This window comes from Cyclobacterium xiamenense (genome assembly GCF_009467825.1).
GTDB lineage: Bacteria > Bacteroidota > Bacteroidia > Cytophagales > Cyclobacteriaceae > Cyclobacterium > Cyclobacterium xiamenense.
On sequence record NZ_WIOK01000017.1, the window covers coordinates 1 to 18,763 of the forward strand.

At 48.0% G+C, this 18,763-nt stretch carries 19 protein-coding genes; 6 read left to right on the forward strand and 13 right to left on the reverse strand.

The genetic code is table 11. From position 1 onward, the window contains the following. Nucleotides 1-269 precede the first annotated feature (269 nt). The 3 genes from hemB to rocD all read right to left on the reverse strand — a co-directional run bounded on the left by hemB (nucleotide 270) and on the right by rocD (nucleotide 3,245). Nucleotides 270-1,238, reverse strand: a complete 969-nt coding sequence (hemB, locus tag GCU44_RS13695) for a porphobilinogen synthase (protein ID WP_154856903.1) — start codon at nucleotides 1,236-1,238, stop codon at nucleotides 270-272. A gap of 64 nt (nucleotides 1,239-1,302) precedes the next feature. After that, complete coding sequence (locus GCU44_RS13700; RefSeq protein WP_154856904.1) at nucleotides 1,303-1,959, reverse strand: HAD family hydrolase; 657 nt, start codon at nucleotides 1,957-1,959, stop codon at nucleotides 1,303-1,305. Further along, entirely contained in the window at nucleotides 1,959-3,245 is a 1,287-nt protein-coding gene (gene rocD / locus GCU44_RS13705; RefSeq protein ID WP_154856905.1) for an ornithine--oxo-acid transaminase, read from the reverse strand. The genes GCU44_RS13700 and rocD overlap by 1 nt, the downstream gene beginning before the upstream one ends. Before the next feature lie 212 nt (nucleotides 3,246-3,457). Between rocD and rpmB the strand changes: the two genes are divergently transcribed. The 4 genes from rpmB (at nucleotide 3,458) to ftsY (ending at nucleotide 5,153) form a co-directional block, all read left to right on the forward strand. Then, nucleotides 3,458-3,700 carry a 50S ribosomal protein L28 gene (gene rpmB / locus GCU44_RS13710; protein ID WP_092174474.1) on the forward strand — a complete coding sequence of 81 codons (243 nt, stop codon included), beginning with the start codon at nucleotides 3,458-3,460 and terminating at the stop codon, nucleotides 3,698-3,700. Between the two features lie 38 nt (nucleotides 3,701-3,738). After that, nucleotides 3,739-3,921 carry a 50S ribosomal protein L33 gene (gene rpmG, locus GCU44_RS13715; RefSeq protein ID WP_092174477.1) on the forward strand — a complete coding sequence of 61 codons (183 nt, stop codon included), beginning with the start codon at nucleotides 3,739-3,741 and terminating at the stop codon, nucleotides 3,919-3,921. Between the two features lie 32 nt (nucleotides 3,922-3,953). Further along, nucleotides 3,954-4,106, forward strand: coding sequence for a DUF4295 domain-containing protein (locus GCU44_RS13720; protein WP_092174480.1), 153 nt, complete (start codon nucleotides 3,954-3,956; stop codon nucleotides 4,104-4,106). 90 nt (nucleotides 4,107-4,196) lie between these two features. Continuing rightward, nucleotides 4,197-5,153, forward strand: a complete 957-nt coding sequence (gene ftsY, locus GCU44_RS13725) for a signal recognition particle-docking protein FtsY (protein ID WP_092174483.1) — start codon at nucleotides 4,197-4,199, stop codon at nucleotides 5,151-5,153. A gap of 268 nt (nucleotides 5,154-5,421) precedes the next feature. Here the strand turns inward: ftsY and GCU44_RS13730 are convergent, their stop codons facing one another. From GCU44_RS13730 to GCU44_RS13740, 3 genes are all read right to left on the reverse strand, one after another. Beyond that, on the reverse strand, nucleotides 5,422-6,984 hold the full coding sequence (locus GCU44_RS13730) for a SulP family inorganic anion transporter (RefSeq protein ID WP_154856906.1): 1,563 nt from the start codon (nucleotides 6,982-6,984) through the stop codon (nucleotides 5,422-5,424). A 338-nt stretch (nucleotides 6,985-7,322) separates the two neighbouring features. Then, complete coding sequence (purB, locus tag GCU44_RS13735; protein WP_154856907.1) at nucleotides 7,323-8,666, reverse strand: adenylosuccinate lyase; 1,344 nt, start codon at nucleotides 8,664-8,666, stop codon at nucleotides 7,323-7,325. A gap of 138 nt (nucleotides 8,667-8,804) precedes the next feature. Further along, entirely contained in the window at nucleotides 8,805-9,539 is a 735-nt protein-coding gene (locus tag GCU44_RS13740; RefSeq protein WP_161993941.1) for a DUF4397 domain-containing protein, read from the reverse strand. Nucleotides 9,540-9,740: 201 nt separating this feature from the next. Between GCU44_RS13740 and GCU44_RS13745 the strand changes: the two genes are divergently transcribed. After that, on the forward strand, nucleotides 9,741-10,841 hold the full coding sequence (locus GCU44_RS13745; RefSeq protein WP_174238257.1) for a ferredoxin--NADP reductase: 1,101 nt from the start codon (nucleotides 9,741-9,743) through the stop codon (nucleotides 10,839-10,841). Continuing rightward, nucleotides 10,841-11,347, forward strand: coding sequence for a hypothetical protein (locus GCU44_RS13750; RefSeq protein WP_154856909.1), 507 nt, complete (start codon nucleotides 10,841-10,843; stop codon nucleotides 11,345-11,347). Before GCU44_RS13745 ends, GCU44_RS13750 begins: the two co-directional genes overlap by 1 nt. A gap of 28 nt (nucleotides 11,348-11,375) precedes the next feature. Here GCU44_RS13750 and GCU44_RS13755 read toward each other — a convergent pair whose 3' ends face one another. The 7 genes from GCU44_RS13755 to GCU44_RS13785 all read right to left on the reverse strand — a co-directional run bounded on the left by GCU44_RS13755 (nucleotide 11,376) and on the right by GCU44_RS13785 (nucleotide 18,753). Beyond that, nucleotides 11,376-12,290, reverse strand: a complete 915-nt coding sequence (locus GCU44_RS13755; protein ID WP_154856910.1) for a DUF4097 family beta strand repeat-containing protein — start codon at nucleotides 12,288-12,290, stop codon at nucleotides 11,376-11,378. Between the two features lie 18 nt (nucleotides 12,291-12,308). After that, nucleotides 12,309-13,334 carry a hypothetical protein gene (locus GCU44_RS13760; protein ID WP_154856911.1) on the reverse strand — a complete coding sequence of 342 codons (1,026 nt, stop codon included), beginning with the start codon at nucleotides 13,332-13,334 and terminating at the stop codon, nucleotides 12,309-12,311. A gap of 12 nt (nucleotides 13,335-13,346) precedes the next feature. Continuing rightward, nucleotides 13,347-14,108, reverse strand: coding sequence for a hypothetical protein (locus tag GCU44_RS13765; RefSeq protein ID WP_154856912.1), 762 nt, complete (start codon nucleotides 14,106-14,108; stop codon nucleotides 13,347-13,349). After that, a complete protein-coding gene (locus tag GCU44_RS13770) occupies nucleotides 14,098-14,667 on the reverse strand; it encodes an RNA polymerase sigma factor (protein WP_154856913.1) in 570 nt (189 codons plus the stop codon). The genes GCU44_RS13765 and GCU44_RS13770 overlap by 11 nt, the downstream gene beginning before the upstream one ends. A 131-nt stretch (nucleotides 14,668-14,798) precedes the next feature. Continuing rightward, entirely contained in the window at nucleotides 14,799-15,344 is a 546-nt protein-coding gene (locus tag GCU44_RS13775; protein ID WP_154856914.1) for a carboxypeptidase-like regulatory domain-containing protein, read from the reverse strand. A 56-nt stretch (nucleotides 15,345-15,400) separates the two neighbouring features. After that, entirely contained in the window at nucleotides 15,401-16,801 is a 1,401-nt protein-coding gene (locus tag GCU44_RS13780; protein ID WP_154856915.1) for an MBL fold metallo-hydrolase RNA specificity domain-containing protein, read from the reverse strand. Nucleotides 16,802-16,857: 56 nt separating this feature from the next. Further along, nucleotides 16,858-18,753 (reverse strand): PspC domain-containing protein, encoded by a 1,896-nt coding sequence (locus GCU44_RS13785; protein WP_154856916.1) that lies wholly within the window; start codon nucleotides 18,751-18,753, stop codon nucleotides 16,858-16,860. Nucleotides 18,754-18,763: the final 10 nt, after the last annotated feature.

An 18,763-nucleotide genomic window follows, 5' to 3' on the forward strand; every position in this document is an offset into this window, starting at 1 on the left:
CAGCCTAAAGACGAAAACGATCAAAAACCCTTTCCGATGGGATAACTATGCCCCATTGACAAAAAAGCAAAAAAGAGGTACTCGATTCACCAGAAAATTAAACTTTACCGTAGCGGAATTGTACTGTCGATCAGAGCAAATAATCATAAAAAAACCACGAAGGATATAGTTTCATCCTACGTGGTCAAATTTTATTGGATTTTCCAAGAAGCCCTTTTTATTTCTTCCCTCGGAGCACCAGCGCTCCAGGCACCTAACCAAAGGGTGGATTACAAGCCCATTTGCGCCACTTCCTTGGCAAAATAGGTTAAGATGATTTTTGCGCCAGCACGTTTGATGCTAAGCAGGGATTCGAGCATGGCGCGTTCTCCGTCCAGCCAACCGTTGGCCGCAGATGCTTTGATCATGGCGTATTCGCCGCTAACATTATACGCGGCGATGGGAAGTGGAAAGCGTTGGTGAAGGAGTTGAATGATATCCAGATAGGCAAGCGCGGGCTTCACCATCAAAAAATCGGCACCTTCCTCCAGGTCTAACTGGGCTTCTATCAAGGCTTCCCGGCTATTTGCCGGATCCATTTGGTAGGTTTTTTTGTCGCCTGACTTAGGCGCAGAGTCAAGTGCGTCGCGGAAGGGATTGTAAAAAGCACTGGCATACTTGGCCGTATATGACATAATCGACACTTCCTTGTAGCCATTTTCATCCAATATTTTACGAAGATAGCCGACCCTGCCGTCCATCATGTCCGAAGGACCGATGATGTCTGCACCGGCTCGGGCTTGCGCCAGGGTCATTTTACCAAGAATTTCCAGGGTTTCGTCATTGAGGATGCGGCCGTTTTCTACCAGCCCATCGTGTCCGTCCGAATTGTAGGGGTCCATGGCCACATCGGTCATGATACAGGCTTCCGGAAAGTTTTGCTTGATGGTACGCAAGGCGTTTAGGTAGAACGTGTCTTCTCGGTAACTTTCTGTTGCGAAGCGATCTTTTTTTTCTTCCGGATAGGCAGGAAAAATGTCAAAAGCATTGATCCCTAGCTTTAGGCAAGAATCGATTTCCTCAAGCATCAGGTCAAGGGAATACCGGTAAATTCCTGGCATGGAATGTACCGGTACTTTTTGATTGATTCCGTCGATCAGGAACAAGGGGAAAATAAAGTCACTCAGGGATAGTCTGGTTTCTTCCACCAGGGATCGAATGGCTGCTGATTTCCGGTTTCTACGTGGTCTTCTGAGCATGTCGCTTTGGATTCTGGGTAGGTATACGGTACAATAAATAACGGTTATAAACTCATGTGTTTTTTCAAGATAGGAGTTTGGATACCGTATCGGTATCGATGTCCCGGTAATCGCGGATATAGTGGTCACACGGGGGTAATTCCTCTTTGGTATGGGAGGAGAGCACCCCTACCACGCGCATGCCGGCATTTCGAGCGGCGGATACACCGGAATGGGAATCCTCAAATACCAGGCAACGGGTCGGGTCGATCTCCAGATTTCGGGAGGAACTGAGGTACACTTCCGGATCCGGTTTGTGTTTCGTTACATTTTCGCTCGCCAACACCGATTCCATGCTGGGACCAAAGCCCAGGCTATTCATGATCAAATCCAGGTTGGCCCGGGGGGCTGAGGTAGCGACTCCGGTTCGGTAGCCTTCCTTTTTTAATGCCTGAAGAAACGGGAGAAATTCAGGCAATGTTTCTACCTTACCGGCGTAGATTTCACGAAACAATCCCTCTTTCTCGTTTTCCAGTTCAGCAAATTCGCTACCAATAACCTCTCTGCCCAGAAAATGAGCAAAGATGTACTTATTGCTTTTGCCATACATGTGTTGGGCAAACTCTTGTTCGGTAGGGTTCAAACCCCGTTTGCCAAAAAATACCCGAAATGCTTCCGAGTGAAACGGGTTGGTATGGCAGATAACGCCGTCCATATCGAAAATGATGGCCTGCTGTTTCATTATGCACGCTTTTTTTGGAAGCCCAGGATGGTATTTTCTATAATATCGCAGCAGCTATGCAACTCTTCGAGGGTCATCACCAGTGGTGGTGCAAAGCGAATGATATTGCCGTGCGTAGGCTTGGCCAGGAGTCCATTCTCCTTCAAAGCAACGCAAATATCCCAGGCCGTGCTGCTGTCCGGGCTGTCGTTGATCACCACGGCATTCAGCAATCCCCGTCCCCGAACCAGGCTGACCCAGGGCGATTTATCGGCGAGAAGTTCCATACGCTCCCGAAATACCTTGCCCAGCGCCCGGGCGTTTTGGGAAAGTTTTTCGTCGCGCACCACCTCCAGGGCAGTCATCGCAATTTTGGCTCCCAGCGGATTTCCTCCAAAGGTGGACCCGTGTTGTCCGGGGTGAATTACCTCCATGATGGCGTCGTTGGCTAAAACGGCCGAAACAGGGAAAAACCCGCCGGAGAGGGCCTTGCCTAGAATCAAAATATCTGGTTCCACGTAGGTTTCTTGTTGTTCACAGTGGCCCTCGCAATTGCAATTACCGCAAACAGCCAGCAAGGAACCGGTCCTCCCGATTCCAGTTTGGATTTCATCGGCTAGCAAAAGGACTTGTCGCTCCTGGCAGAGTTTCTTTGCCTGCATCAGGTAGTCTTCATCCGGGGTATTGACTCCGGCTTCGCCCTGAATGGGTTCGATAAGGAAGGCTACTGTCGCAGGATGGGCATTCAAGGCTTCTTCCAGGGCGCTTAGGTCGTTGTAGGGAATGCGGATAAATCCAGGGGTGAAGGGGCCGAAGTTAGTTCGGGCGTTTTCGTCACTGGAAAAGGAAATAACAGTGGTGGTTCGGCCATGGAAATTGTCTTCCGCCACAATGATCGTTGCTTGTTGTTCGGGAACTCCCTTTTTCTCATAGCCCCATTTCCTGGCAATTTTTATGGCAGTTTCCACCGCCTCCACGCCGGTATTCATGGGCAATACCTTGTCGAAGCCAAAGTAGTCGGTCAGGTATTTTTCGTAAGGCCCAAGCACGTCGTTGTAAAACGCCCGGGAAGTAAGGGTCAGGGTACCTGCCTGTGCAACAAGCGCCTCCTTTATTCGGGGGTGGCAATGCCCTTGATTGACCGCCGAGTAGGCGGAAAGAAAGTCAAAATATTTTTTTCCTTCCACGTCCCATAGGTAGACCCCCTCGCCCCTGCTGAGGACTACCGGTAGGGGGTGGTAATTATGGGCGCCGTGGCGGTCTTCCAATTGTATCGCTTCCTCACTTGAACGAATCTCCTGCATCATGGACTTGCTTAGTTACGCTTTATATTCATGGGATTTTAATTCCCGAAAGGGCAAATATAAGAAAAGCGATCCGGAAACAGGAGGCAAAACCAAAAAGTTGGTAGGCAGGGATTTATTAAATAATTATAGAGCCTATTTTTGTTATTTAATGAAAACTTCCGATATTTGCAAACCCAATTGAAAAAGTAAAACAACACGGATACATACATATCATGGCAAAAATTTGTGACATAACTGGTAAAAGGCCTCAGGTAGGGAATAACGTATCGCACGCCAATAACAAGACCAAGCGTAGATTTTACCCCAACCTGCACAAGAAGAGCTTTTACATCCCGGAGGAAGATGCCTGGATCACGCTGAAAGTATCCTCTTCTGCCTTGAGGACGATCAATAAAAAAGGAATCAGTGCGGTATTGAAAGAGGCGCAGAAAAAAGGTGATATCGTCATCAAGTAAGCACAAATCCCTCCAACCACACTAAATCATACGAAGCAATGGCTAAGAAAGGTAACAGAGTTCAGGTAATCCTGGAATGTACAGAACACAAGCAGAGTGGCATGCCCGGTACCTCCCGGTATATCACGACCAAAAACAGGAAAAATACGACCGAGCGACTGGAGTTGAAAAAATTCAACCCCATCCTTAAAAAGGTGACGGTTCATAAGGAAATCAAGTAATCGCGTTCCCCCAGGGATAAATAATAACGAATATGGCTAAGAAAGTAGTAGCAACACTGAAAAAAGAAGGTGGTATATCCTATGCCAAAGTAATCAAAGCGGTACGGTCAGAGAAGACCGGAGCATACACCTTCAAAGAAGAAATGGTTCCTAGCCCGATGGTTCAGGAAACCCTAAAAAAATAAAGCTAATCCCAGCATTCGTGTAAGGATACATCCCTTTCGATTCTAATCGAAAGGGATTTTTGCGTATATTCGGGCGATAGATTTGTACTTATGGGAATATTTGGATTTTTTTCAAAAGAAAAAAAGGAAAGTTTGGATAAAGGGCTGGAAAAATCCAGCGAGAATTTATTTTCAAAACTCGGCAAAGCCATCGTAGGCAAGTCCAAAGTAGACGAGGCCATTCTGGATGAACTGGAGGAAATCCTCATTACTTCCGATGTAGGTGTGGATACCACGATCAAGATCATACAGCGTATCGAAGCCCGCGTGGCGCGAGATAAATACGTGAATACCTCCGAATTGGACCTGTTACTCCGGGAAGAAGTAGCCGGGCTGTTGGAGGAAAACAATACGCAGGATCTTGCGGATTATGACCTACCGGAGGGGAAAAAACCTTACGTCATCATGGTGGTAGGAGTCAACGGTGTGGGAAAAACCACCACGATAGGCAAGCTTGCCCACCAGTTCAAACAGGCTGGTAAGTCGGTGGTGCTCGGAGCGGCCGATACGTTTCGCGCTGCGGCAGTGGATCAGTTGATTCTGTGGGGAGAGCGGGTAGACGTTCCGGTGATTTCTCACGGCATGAATACCGATCCTGCTTCCGTCGCCTTTGACACCGTCAAAAAGGCGGTGGAAATGAACGCGGATGTGGTGATCGTCGATACCGCTGGTCGGCTGCATACCAAGGTAAACCTGATGAATGAATTAACGAAAATCAAGCGGGTGATGCAGAAATTCATACCCGAGGCCCCGCACGAAATAGTGCTGGTACTGGATGGGTCTACCGGACAAAATGCGTTTATCCAAGCCAAAGAATTTACAAAAGCTACCGAGATCAGCGCATTGGCCATTACCAAACTGGACGGCACAGCAAAGGGAGGGGTGGTCATCGGTATTTCGGATCAGTTTAAAATTCCAGTGAAGTATATTGGGGTAGGAGAAAAGATGACCGATTTACAAGTGTTTGATCGTAGGGAATTTGTGGATTCCCTGTTTAAGAAAAAATAGAGACCCATAACTCCTGCTTTTTTCGTAGGTATACAGGGTCATTTGAACCGGGATGCATGCGCATACAAGGCATCGCTTTTAACCTGACTTTTCCGCCGCTATCTTTATATGGGGTTGAATTCCCGCCAAATTGACACCGTTTGCCGCGAAAAAGAACAGGAAAAGAACTCCGTCCCGAATTTTTTAGGGCGCATCGTAGGAGGTCTGAAAAATAGCCCCCTCAGGATTTTTTCTGAAGGGGCTTCATCCCAATCATAACGGGGCCAAATCAATTCAATACTGCGGCGTTTTCTTTATCGATATTAATGACCTCTACGGTTATGTTCCTTTCTTTGGCATTGGTTTGAAAATCCCTGATGACTTCGATCACGTCGTAGTCGATGATTTTCGAATTACTGCCGTCGATGATTACTTTCTTGTTGTCTCCCACATGTTTAAGCGTTTTTATGAGGGATCCCTTGTTTAGGAAGCTAACCTCTTCCGCAAGGATAATGTGAACGATACCTTCGTCATCTTCTCTGGAATCCTTGAAGAAGTGCGAATTTTTATAGTTTCTCATCAGGATGTAGACAATGCCTACAATCATTCCCATACCGATGCCTTTGAGTAGATCGAAGAAGATGATCCCCAAAATCGTAATCAGAAAAGGCAGAAACTGGTCCCATCCGAGCTTATACATGGATTTGAAAAGAGATACTTTGGCAAGTTTGTACCCAATCACCAGCAGTATAGCCGCTAAACTCGATAGGGGGATTAGATTGAGAAGGTTAGGAATAAGCAATACGCTAAGCAGGAGCAAAATGCCGTGAAATACCGCGGACATTTTCGTTTTTGCACCCGAGTTGATGTTGGCGGAACTCCGGACAATAACGGCTGTTATGGGCATTCCGCCTACCAGACCGTTTACCAGGTTTCCAGCACCCTGCGCCAGTAGTTCCCGGTTTGGCGGGGAAACGCGCCTGTGTGGATCAATTTTGTCTGCTGCTTCCAGGCTCAACAGGGTTTCCAAACTGGCTATGATGGCAATGGTAATGGCCACTACCCACACATCGGGATTGAAGATCCCGGAAAAATCGGGAAAAAACAGGTGATCTCCCAGGCTAGACAAACCGGTAATTTCGGGTAGCGTAACCTTGTCCTCCGAATCGATGTATAAATCCGGTATCACATATTTAAAAAACTTATTCACGCCCACACTGAGTAATACCGCCAGCAATGGCCCCGGAATAAACTGCAGGAAGGGGTGCTTTTTTATGGCCGGTTTTTCCCAAAAGATTAAAATCAACAGGGAAACCACAGCAATGATTACGGCACCGTACTCAATGGTGTTCTGTAGCGATTTTAAGGCCAGGACAGCCTGAAGATCGTTTACAAGGGGGATAAAGTCCTCTACCAATTCGCTGGAATTGGTGCCAAAAACAAACGGAAGCTGTTTGATGATCAGGATGATACCAATTCCTGCCAACATTCCCTTAATGACAGAAGTGGGAAAATAATACCCAATAACACCCGCCTTGATGAATCCAAGGACCAGCTGTATGACTCCCGCGATCACCAGCGCCGTCAGAAAAAGCTCGTAGGCTTGCAAGTCTTCAATGGCGTTCAAAACAATTACTGTTAGCCCCGCAGCGGGTCCGGAAACCGCTGTGTGTGAGCCCGAAAGAAAGCCTACCACTATTCCTCCAACGATTCCGGCAATCACCCCAGAAAACAAGGGTGCACCTGAGGAAAGCGCAATTCCCAAACATAAGGGCAACGCCACCAAAAACACTACCAGGCCGGCAGGTAAATCCGAGCCTAAATGTGAAAAAATTCCGTTTTTACTTGACATACTGTATGGTTTAATTTTCGTGCAATGGGTTACTACGTTTTCGCTTCATAGCCTATTCCTACGGTTGGATTGTTTGCCGAGGGAAGGTCCCAAGTGCAGATCAAAATTTTAAATTATGATTTACATAAACAAATTTTATGCAAAAGGGTTCAATAAGGCAACTTTTTCGTGAAGAATTTCACAAAATTTATGCGAATACCACGTTAGGTTGCTTGATTATGCGCCTTTATGCCCGGATAGGTTGCGTCGGTTTCTTTTCGTTTGGGTACAAAAACCCATTTTTTGTAAATGAAACGTTATTTAACCGAAATGAAAATAGGGGGGTACCGAAAAATATGTCACCTACCTATGTAATTGAAGGGGCTTATCGCTTTTAGCTCATTTTTGATCTCCTGCGATACCTGCAGCTCGTTGATGAACGCACCAATGCTCTGCTCGGTAATGGCCTGATTGGTTCGTGTAAGTGCTTTGAGCGCTTCGTAGGGTTTCGGGTAGCCTTCTCTCCTCAGGATGGTTTGAATGGCTTCGGCCACTACTGCCCAGTTATCTTGCAGGTCTTTATTAATCGCCAAAGGGTGTAACTCCAACTTATCCAGTCCTTTTTCCAGGGACAAAAATGCGATGAGCATGTGGGCAAGGGGTACGCCCAAAACTCGGAGAACCGTACTGTCGGTGAGGTCACGCTGCAGGCGGCTAATGGGTAATTTTGCAGAAAGGTGCTCCAGTAAGGCATTGGAAATCCCCAGGTTGCCTTCGGCATTTTCAAAATCGATCGGGTTTACTTTGTGAGGCATGGCAGAGGAACCGACTTCGCCTGATTTGATTTTTTGCTTGAAGTAGTTCATGGCAATGTATTGCCAGGCGTCACGACTAAAGTCTATCAGAATCGTATTGATTCGTTTGAGGCCGTCCATATGCGCGGCCAGATGGTCGTAGTGTTCGATCTGCGTGGTAGGAAAACTGCGTTTTAAGCCAAGCTTTCCAGCGACAAATTCGTTCGCAAACAGTTGCCAATCGATGTGCGGATAGGCCACGTAATGGGCATTCAGATTACCTGTCGCGCCGCCAAATTTCCCCACAAAAGGGATTTGTTGTAAGAGGGTCAGTTGCTCCTCCAGACGCTGGACGAAGACTTGCAGCTCTTTTCCAAGCCGGGTGGGGGAGGCGGGCTGTCCGTGTGTTTTGGCCAGCATGGGCACTGCCTCCCATTCTTCTGCCCGTTGCTGGATTTTCTCTCGTACTTTTTCCAGAGCAGGCAGGATGATGCCTCGAATACCGTCCCGGTACATAAGGGGTATCGCGGTATTGTTGATATCTTGAGATGTCAGGCCAAAGTGAATGAACTCCGAGATCTGAGCCAATCCCAGTTTCACAAACCGTTCTTTTAAAAAATACTCCACGGCTTTTACGTCGTGATTGGTGGTTTTTTCGATTTCTTTGATCTCCTGCGCATCCTTCTCGCTGAAGTTTTCTTCGATTTGCCGGATTGCGGCAAAGGTACCCGTGTCCACCTGGGCAAGTTGCGGTAAGGGAAGCTCACAAAGGGCAATGAAGTACTCGATTTCGACGGTGACCCGGTAGCGAATCAGGGCAAACTCAGAAAAATAAGCCATCAAAGGGCTGGTTTTGGAGGCATACCGTCCGTCAATGGAGGAAATTGCAGTGAGTGGGGAAAGAATCATACGTTTCGTTAGTCCGTCTAATGGAGGTACAAAATTAATTTATATTTGTCAAAAGGCGAACCTCCGCTCCTATAATGTTGAAATAAAAAAGCCCCCGTTTGCACTGGGGGCTTCGTGAATCCGATCCCGAATGGGTAGTTAATAGTTGGGATAGTTTCGGATCAATTGCAGGTGGAGGCCTTGTTCGGTAGTACTCGCAGCCTGTTGGTCGCCACGCAGGATCAGCGTGTAGATTCTGCCTTCTCTCAGGTGTACGTCGTTTAGCCGGGCCCATTCCTCGTTTCCGTCAGCATCCATGAGTACCAGGTCGGTTTCGCCCGCCGATACATTGATAAAGTCGGTTATTTCCATGTACTCCTGCTCAGAAAAAAGCGGATCGGATACCCCGGACCGGTAAACCGCTATTTCTGGGCTGTCCGAAGAGAGGTGAACCAGGCGAATCAGGGCATTGCCTGATTCCGGCAAATTCAGTTGATCCTCAGTAAACAGCGTTTTGATTTCTCCCCCCTGTTCGGTCATAAAAAAGGAATAGGCTTTTTCCACCTCAAGGGTTACTGCTGTATCGAGCAGCGATTGATCAGTGGCCGGGTCTTTGAAAGAAAAATTCCTACTGCCGGTATAAAAATACCAGTAGTCGATGTAATGGCCAAAATCAAAATGCCTCCGGTCATACACCCGTTCGTCTACGGTGATCTTGATTTCCCGATCCACCGTCGTTCCATTAAAAAAGGAAACATAGGCCGTGGGCGTATTGTCCAGGGATTCCTCGTCCATGTTTAGGCAAGAAACGCCTACGGATAGTAAGAGGACGAATGCCATTCCTTTCCAGAGGAGGCGAATTTTTTTCAGATACGTTTGTGATTGGGATGTCATGTAATAGTTTGGTTTAATCATTTGTTCCCTTTACGTGAAATATTCCCAAAGTGCGACTAATCCAGGTAAAAAAAACAATTCCAGGCAGAACCATATGGGCGTCGGCCGGGTTAGGTTACTAATAGTTCCTTCCGATTCTGTATTTATGGAATCGGTTGTTTAATTTTACACTGAAACCTGTTCAATTTATCATTTATAGAAATGCTGTTTAATTTATTCAAAAAAAACAAAGATGAGGGGGATCACAAAGAAGAAGCGTATCTAACCTTGCGTATTCGCGAAACCGTTCGCGAAACCCCCGATACCCTAACGGTTTATTTTGAGCAGCCCGAACCCTTTTTGGATTACAAGCCGGGTCAGTTTTTGACGCTTATCCTGGAATTGAACGGAAAGCAGGAACGTCGTTCCTACAGCTTGAGTACCTCGCCCTTTGTAGATCCTTTTCCCGGAATTACCGTAAAGCGCCTGGAAGGGGGCTTGGTCTCCAACCATATCAACGATCAGTTTTTTCCGGGCAAACGAGTGACCGTCATGAAACCGCTTGGAAATTTCGTCTCGGATTACCATTCGCAAAACCGTCGGCTATACGGGATGATTGCTGGAGGCAGTGGCATCACTCCCATTATGGGAATCATTAAAACCATACTGATAAACGAGCCACTTTCTACCGTTCACCTGTTGTATTGCAGTCGTTCTCAAGACAGTATCATTTTCAACGAGGCGATTGAAGCACTACAGAAAAGCAATCCTGGCAGATTGCAGGTGTCACATCAGCTGTCCCAGCCAACGGATGGTTGGGAAGGACCCTGTGGAAGGTTGGACAAAGACAGGGTGGTGGGGTATTTCAAAGATCACCTAAAAGAATCCGGTTTGGAGTCCCGATTTTTCATCTGTGGTCCAGAGGGGATGATGCGCAGTTCGCAGGATGCCCTCGTTGAACTGGGCGTTCCGAGGGAGGCCATTCGCACGGAGAGCTTTTACCTGGCCAAAGGAGAGAAAAATACCGACGAGGAGACCCAAGATCTACTGAGCCGATCAATCACCGTGGAGTTGGAGGGGTCGGAGCATGTCGTCGACGTGCTACCGGGCAAGACCATTCTCGAAGCCGGGCTGGAGGAAGGGCTGGACATGCCCTATTCGTGTCAGAGTGGTTTGTGTACGGCATGTCGTGGTCGATTGATCGCCGGAAAGGTCACGATGGACGAGGATGCGGGGTTGAGTGAGAAGGAAATAGCCGAAGGCTTTATTTTATGCTGCTCCTCTAAACCTGCTGATTCCGAGGTAAAAGTCCGCATCGAGTAATGGATAACGATGAGCGACTCCTTCGATTAAAAAAGGATTTCAGGCTGTTGGAACGGAACGTTTTGCTACTTATCGCAATACCTCTGTCTTTTTTTGCCTTTGCCTATCTTTATTCCACCAGCGACACCCTTTCTTTTGACCTTCCCGTCCTTCCTCCGGTACTTGCCTACCTGGGGCTGGGCACGGTGGCGGTTCTTTTGGTGATGCAGCAGGTAGCATTTGAAAGGAGGATACAGCTGGTAAAAAAGAGTGATTCAGAACTACACGAACGGGTCAAACGCTATGCCCAAGCCACTTTTCTGCGGTATTGGCAGTTGTTTTGGGTGGGGGTAATCAGTGCGCTGGGGCTGTTTTTATACGATAATCCCGGATTCACCATCGGTTATGCGTTGACCTTGCTTTTTGTTTCCCTGGGGAAGCCGACACCCCACCGCATTGTGACCGCATTGCAGCTAACTAAGGGCGATAAAGACCTGGTCTACCAAATCAATAAAAGAGAGGACTGATAGATCAGGTCGTCGTGTTCCGCTACACTTAAATAGGTAAAATGGCGATATTTCCAGAGCTAATCTTTCCTTTTATGGTGGGGAAGTCGCCGTTTCGAATGTGTAGGGATCCGGGCTGGGTTTGGCTGGCCACACGGATGTTTCCACTTCCTGCCTGTAAGTCGAAATTATAGGCGGCCAGGTCACTCATGGTGCGTACGTTTATATTGCCTGATGAGCCGGAAAAATAGGTGTCTTGCCCCAATCCCGCCTGGTCGGCATTGATATTACCGGAGGTGATTTCCAGTTTTCCCAGCACAGCAATTTGTTTGAGCCGCATGTTACCAGAGGTCAGGCGGGCGTTGACCACTCCTCCGATGGAGGAAGCATTCAATTGCCCACTCGTGGCTGTGAAAGCCAGGTTTCCGTTGATTTGGTGCAGGTGTGCATTCCCCGAGGTCAGTAGACAGGTTACATCGCCCTGGACCGATTCCAATCGTATGATACCGGAAGACCCCTTGACCCAAACGTCCCCGGCTATTTCCCGAGCATTGATTTGTCCGGACCCAACCTGAAGTCGGGTCTGGGCTGCCCGTATGCCTGAGACAGATAAGGAACCCGAGCCATTGACAAAATCGAGTTCAATCGAAGAGGGGCCTTTGAGGCGGATAAATTTTTTGCTACGACCATTTTCTTTGGGAGGGTCGTAAGCGATCTTTAGTGTATTTCCGACGGTTACCATTAGTAGGCTTTTGTCGGTGTTTTCGGTGTTGCCCAAGGAGGCCTCCAGCTGTATATCTTCCAGTCCCTCCTGCCCCTGATACCATACCTCGATTGCCCCGGCATTCAGTTCCAGCTTTTGAATGCCGGAGAAGGTTTTTTGAATCAATTCCTGGGACTTTACTGCATGGCTTCCCAGTAGGAGTAGTACAAATAGGACTCGGAAATTCGTCGTTGATGTCATGGTGCGTGTACGTTAAAGTTAAAATACGATGCCGAAACTCACGGGATGCAACTCCGGGCTTAGCGATTGGTGAAACAGCGGGTTGAAATCATAGGTGGTAAAGAAGGTAATGCTCTTGAAGCCCACCTCCCCCCGGATACCGTACCGAAAGTTGTTCAGATAGCTTCCTGCAGGTTCTTTTTCTTTTTTCCTACCGGATCCATTGAGTTCCCGATAGACAAACTTGCTTCTTCCCCCAAGCCGATAGCCTGCATACGGTCCGATACCAATGCGAAGCCCGTTTCTGCCGGTATCGTTGATTTTGCCGAAATCCACTTTGAACATGGTCAATGCATTCAGGTAGGAAGCGGAGATTTTACTCTTAAAGCCGTTTACGTCGGTTCGGTTGACGAATTGAATGCCATTTTCCGACCCAATGACCTGGTACCGGGGGTTGTCCAGTTTGAAATTGTACCAGCTTACGCCCAAACCAAAATCCCAGTAAGCGCCTTTGCTGAGTCGTTGGCTGGCCATCCAATGAAAGCCCACGTTCCAACTGCCCCAGCCCTTGGGACCATATGCAGCGCCTGCTCCAGGTATGGTGCCCGATTCAAAATAGCTGTTGATACCGATATCGGTATTAAAATAGGTACGAAACGAAGGATCCTTCTCTTCTTTTGGGCTCGTTTCGAGTTTTACTTTCGTTCGGTTACCGGTTTCGTCCACGATCAGTTTGTACCTGCCGACCGTGACCTCTGTTTCTCCTACATCTTCGTAAATACTCACGATTTCTTTGTGACCGTCTTTCTGCCGGATTTCGATGACGGTTAGTTCCCCGTTATTTTTGGTATCGGGGATGTTCAGCTCCCGGATAATCTGATTGATGTCCATGTTTTTCAACCGTTCAAAGTCATCGGGATTGTCTACTACAAATACCATTTTTCCGGAGTTGCCAAATTCTACAATGATACTATCGTTTACTGGCCGCGGATCCGGAAGCACCGGGCTGCCAAAGGCCAATTCAACCAATGCCATGAGGAGCATGGCGAGTACGTATTTCTTCATTTTTCTTCGGTTTTATTTCGTGTTCTTTCGTTCTTTTTTGGAAGTCAGGGAGGCGAAAAGGGTGTTTTTTGCATCTTGTAGTTCGCCAAACCCTTCGTCAACCTTGCTGATAAATCCCCCGATTTTCGTTTCCAGTTCGTCCACCAGTTTTTCTTTTTCAGGCTGCAGCGCATAACCTCTTGAAACGATCCGCACGGTATACGTATCCGTGGTCGCAGTGCGGGCGCCTTCTGGTAAAGGGGGCATTTTTTTCGCCAACAACTCGTCGCCAGATCCCCGGGTGGGAGCGTGGATTGCTTCCAGCTGCTCACGTACGGGTTTCTCCGGAACCGCGGAAATCAGGCGATCGGTGGGAGGGAGACTTTTATGGCGTTCCTCTGAAGACTTTTCGATCGGATTCCGGCTCTCCCTGTCTGCTGGTTTAGGCCTGTCGGGTTGCGCCGATGGTTCTTTCGTGCTTTTTTCAGCTGGCTGATTGACTGCGGTGTCCATTGCCTCAGGTATTTCAGCTGGACGTATTTCCTGAACCGACGTTTCGTCAGCGGTCATTCGCCGGGTAGAATCGGGAAGCTCTGCCAGGTGGTAAAACAGCCAGGTAAGTCCAAGCAGTAGGGCAAGCCCGGCGGCCCATTTCCACCAGATTGGCAGTGCCCGCTTGTTTCGTTTGTCCAGCCGGTCTGAAAGCTGCTCCCAGACCCTTTCTTCGGGACGGATGCGATGGTTTGCCAGGGCATCCCGAAAAAAGGCGTCCGGATTTTTTTTCTTATCTCCCATTTTTTTTTACCGTTTTGGTGGATGTGGTATTGAGTTTTTGCTGCAGGATAGCCCGGGCGCGGCTCAACTGAGATTTGGACGTGTTTTCGGATATATCCAGCATTTCACAAATCTCCCGATGGCTGTATCCCTCTATCGCAAACAGGTTAAAAACCGTTCGGTAGCCTACCGGTAGTGCTGCCACAAGTTGCAATAACTCCTCCACTTCCAGTACATTCATGTCCGCAGCTGCTGTAAACTCACTTTCCGGATCCTCCAGGTTTACTTCCATGGCCAACTTTTTGTTTTTTCGCAGCGTTTGCAGGGCCTGCGTGACCATCACGCGCTTCATCCATCCCTCGAAACTCCCTTCCTTCTTGTATTGGGAAAGGTTGTCGAATATCTTCATGAATCCTTCCAGCAGTACATCTTGTGCCAGATCCATGTCCTTAACGTAACGCATGCACAGGGAAAGAAAACTTCCGGAATAGCACTCGTACAATTGCCTCTGGGATTTCCGATTCCCTTTCAGGCAACCGTCGATTAACTCTTCTTCCCTAATGCTATTTTTGGAGGACATGCTTGATGGCTTACAGTTAGGTAGATGCTAGCTTTGCGAAAATGGTTGCATGGCTGATTAAAAATAGGTAAAAAATGTAGCAAGCCCTTGGGCTTTCAGACAAAAAGGAATTGAAAATCACGCAACTGGCATCAGTAGCTTGCCATGTAATTGATGGTGATTTGGGTAGTTTCCCAGGCGTTTTCTGTCACCGTCACGGGATGCACGTAGCTATCCAGATCGAACACGTTGGCGAAGTAGCCGTTTTCTTCTACCGTAAACAGCGAATATGTACCGGGCGGAAGCGGCACTTCAAAGAACCCGGACTCATCCGTTTGTACCTCAGCAACCAACGCGGTTTCGATATCACCAAACAGGTAATCGCCCAGACTGGCCTGATTGATATGGGTGAGCTGATGGATCCGTAGGGTTCGTTGGATGGGTTTCTTTTCGGGGGGAAAGCCGGGTTGTCCCGCCGATTGGTTCGATTGTGGCATTCGGTTGCCTTCCACCCAAAACACCTGTCCCCGGATTCCTTCTCCGGTATCGGTTTCAGGTGTTTTTTTGGTCGACTCTTGTTTTTGCCCGGCGACATCCTTTTCATTGGAAGGATCGGACAATTGACGGCTGGATTTACAAGAATACAGCAGCGACGCGCTAAGTAAACTCAATGCTAGTAAAAGAAGGAATCGTGTCATGGGCGCCTGTTTTTGTATACGGTGCTACCTACGGATCTTTTTTGGAAATTTACTTATCATATTCCGGAGAACAATTCGAAGGATTCCATGTACCCGGGACAAATGGTATTCCACGCGTACGTGTCTTTCAAAATTCCGGCCAGTTTTTCGCTGGCTTTCTTTTCTCCATGTACTAAAAACGTGTATTTCGGTTTTGAAATAAAATTTTCACACCAAGTGACCAACTCGGCTTGGTCTGCATGGGCAGAAAGCCCATCTATGAAGTGGATGGAGGCCTTTACCGGCACGTCTATACCATAGATGCGACAGGTATCTTCGCCATCCAGGATTTTCCGTCCCCGCGTACCCTCGGGCTGGTAGCCGACGAATAATACGCTGTCATTTTCGTTGGGAAGTCGGTGATACAAGTGGTGTAGGATTCTCCCCCCGGTCGCCATTCCGCTTGCCGAAATAATAATTGCGTCGCCCTTTATGTGGTTAAGGCTCATGGAGGCTTCCTGTTCCCGGTAATAGTGGAGGTTGGGATGCAAGAATGGATTGGCTCCCTTTTCTTCCAGGGAGGGACCCAGGTGGTGGTAATGCACAAATTTTTTATAGAGTTCCGTCACGTTGATGGCCATGGGGCTATCCACGTAAATTGGTATCGCTGGTATCAGGCCTTTTTCCTGCAACCGATGCAGGTAAAACAACAGCATTTGTGTTCGGCCTACGGCAAAGGAGGGGATTAGGGACACTCCTCCACGCTGATAGGTTTCCCGAATGACGCGGCCGAGGCGTTTGTCTATATCGATGGATTCGTTGACGCGATCTCCATAGGTGGATTCCAAAAACAGTACGTCTGCGAAAGGGATATCAGCGGGCGGGTTTAAAATGGGGTCGCGGTACCGGCCCAAATCACCCGAAAACACGAGCTTTTTTTCCTGGTTCTCTCCTGTTACTTTGAGTTTGATGATAGCTGCCCCCAGGATGTGACCGGCATTGTAGGCGGTGAGCTGAATGTGGTCAGCTATCGTTACCTCTTGTTCGAACGAAATGGCTTTGAGCATGGGAAACACCCTTTCGGCATCTTCCTGGGTAAACTGTGGCAGGGGCTTTTGGTGCTTGGAGTAGCCTTTTTGGGCAGCAAATTTGGCCTCTTCCTCCTGGAGCTTACCGGCGTCCAACAAAAGAATTTTTACCAGCTCCAAAGAGGCTTCGGTGAGGTAGATCGGACCAGAAAACCCCTCTTTAACCAGTTTGGGTAAGTACCCGGAGTGATCAATGTGCGCGTGCGTCAGTACAATGGCGTCTATTTTTGCAGGATCGGTTGGAAAAGATTCCCAATTCCGCAGGCGCAATTCTTTTAACCCTTGAAAAAGCCCACAGTCGATCAATAGTCGAAATCGGTCGGTCTCCAGAAGGAAGCGGGAGCCGGTGACCGTTCCGGCTCCTCCCATAAATTTAACCTTTACATCCATATACGTTAGCTGCTTTCAGAAACTGAAATTAACGAAAACCAGGGAAAGACAATCGCTTATTCCATAAAATAGCGGTTTTGAAACAATGCTCTGGACACACTGTCAGCAGGGGATTGGTTGTGGTCGTTGATGCAGTTCAGGCAGAGCAAGCCGTCCTCATTAAAAATCCAGTGATGGCTGTTGGAAATGTCCCGGCTTTTATACCCATCACGAGCCAGTGTGTTTTTTAGGATAGGTAGCAGACTGCGGTCCATTACAAAGGGTTGATTGTATGGGAGGTACATTGTTTGGTTTAGCTGCTGCATACGAAATTTTACCCCGCTGGGAAAATTAAGCGTTTTTCCCAATACCAGTACGGAATCGGTAAGTTGTGCACTGTAGTTCACCGAGGAGGCATTTTTCAGCGCATCTTCGTGGGTGGACCCCCTTGAAGAAAAGGTTTGGTTGAGAACGACTTTGTCCTCCGCATGGCCCCGTAATTCCAGGCGTACCAGCCCCCAATCCTTGTTTTCGAGCAGGGAATCTTCCGTTCGCACAACCAGCGTGCCGGAGGGGACTTCCAATTGCTTTTCCACCGCATGGGTGGCGTTCGCATTAAATTGGCCGATGATTTTTGGAGCCTGAAAAGCGACCAATAGAATGCTCAGCAGCCATATCCCAAAAAGCACCAGACCAAACCGGCCATCTATCAGGTTGCGCTTGATCAGCACACTTATACCCAGAATTACCAGGACAATACTCGGGATAAGTACGAGTATGGACACGGTAATTGCAAGCCAGATCGGTAATAACTCTGCCAGCGAGTCGATCGGGAATCCATCCAATACGTATGCCCACCCTTCGTTGGTCAGGATGTCGGTGTAAATTCCCAGGAATGCCAGGGGCAGGATAAGGACAAGCATGCCGACAAAAAAGATCAATAGTCCAAATACAACGCGTATCAGTTCCACCAGAAATCGACCAAAGGGACCCAGTGCTTTTCCGATTCCATTGATCACCAGTCCCAGAAAGCGAAACGGTGCCAGCACCAGTTTCTTTGCGGTGGACTCTTCCCTGGCGCTTTCGGACGAAAGGTTTTGCTTGATGGTGGTTTCGATATTACTCAATGTGATGGCCCCGCCTTTCATCTCAATCCGTTCCGTAATTGACTTGGCTACGGGCGTAATGATCCAAAGAATCAGGTACAATACAAACCCCGACCCCCCGGCGAAAATCAATCCGACAAAGGCCAGACGCATCCAGATAACGTCCAAATTGAAATAGGCAGCAAGGCCACTTCCTACACCACCCAAAACCCGATCATCTGGGTTTCGGTAGAGTTTTTTTATGTTTTTATCTTCCGGTTTTTCGTACGATACCGGCAGGATAATCCATAATAGAATATAAGCGATGAGCGTCCACCAGCCCAGGGCCACTGAGAGCCCGAAGTCGTCGGAAAAGAAGGGAATTGGAAATGATCGGAAACTAAGCCCACCACTAAAGACCAGCAAAATGGTTATCAGCCGGGTCCACAGGGGATCGATCGAAAAGTAGTTCGCAAAACCTGCACAGACACCACCCAGGATTTTGGTGTTTGCGAGTCGGGTTAGTTTTTTATAAGCCTTGCCTGATTTTTGGTCCGGCGGTGTTATGTATTTGTAAAAGTCGTTTTCTTCTTCGCCTGCTTTTTCCCCGTCCAGATCAAGCGCTGAGGCTTTGAAATCTGCGATCGTCCCCATTTTTTCAATCAGGTTGCTGACGTTTTCTGCGGTAATAACCTGCTTGTTGTTTTTTAAATTGCTGAGGAATATTTCCGCGATCCGGTTTTCGATGTCCGTGATGATTTCCTGATTGTCTGCGTACAGCGAAAAGTGCTGATTGATCGCATCCAGGTAGTTTTTTAAAGAAGTATAGCCATCCTCTTCTATGTGAAACAGGATACCGCTTATGTTTATACTAATCGTTTTTTTCATGATTTCTTTG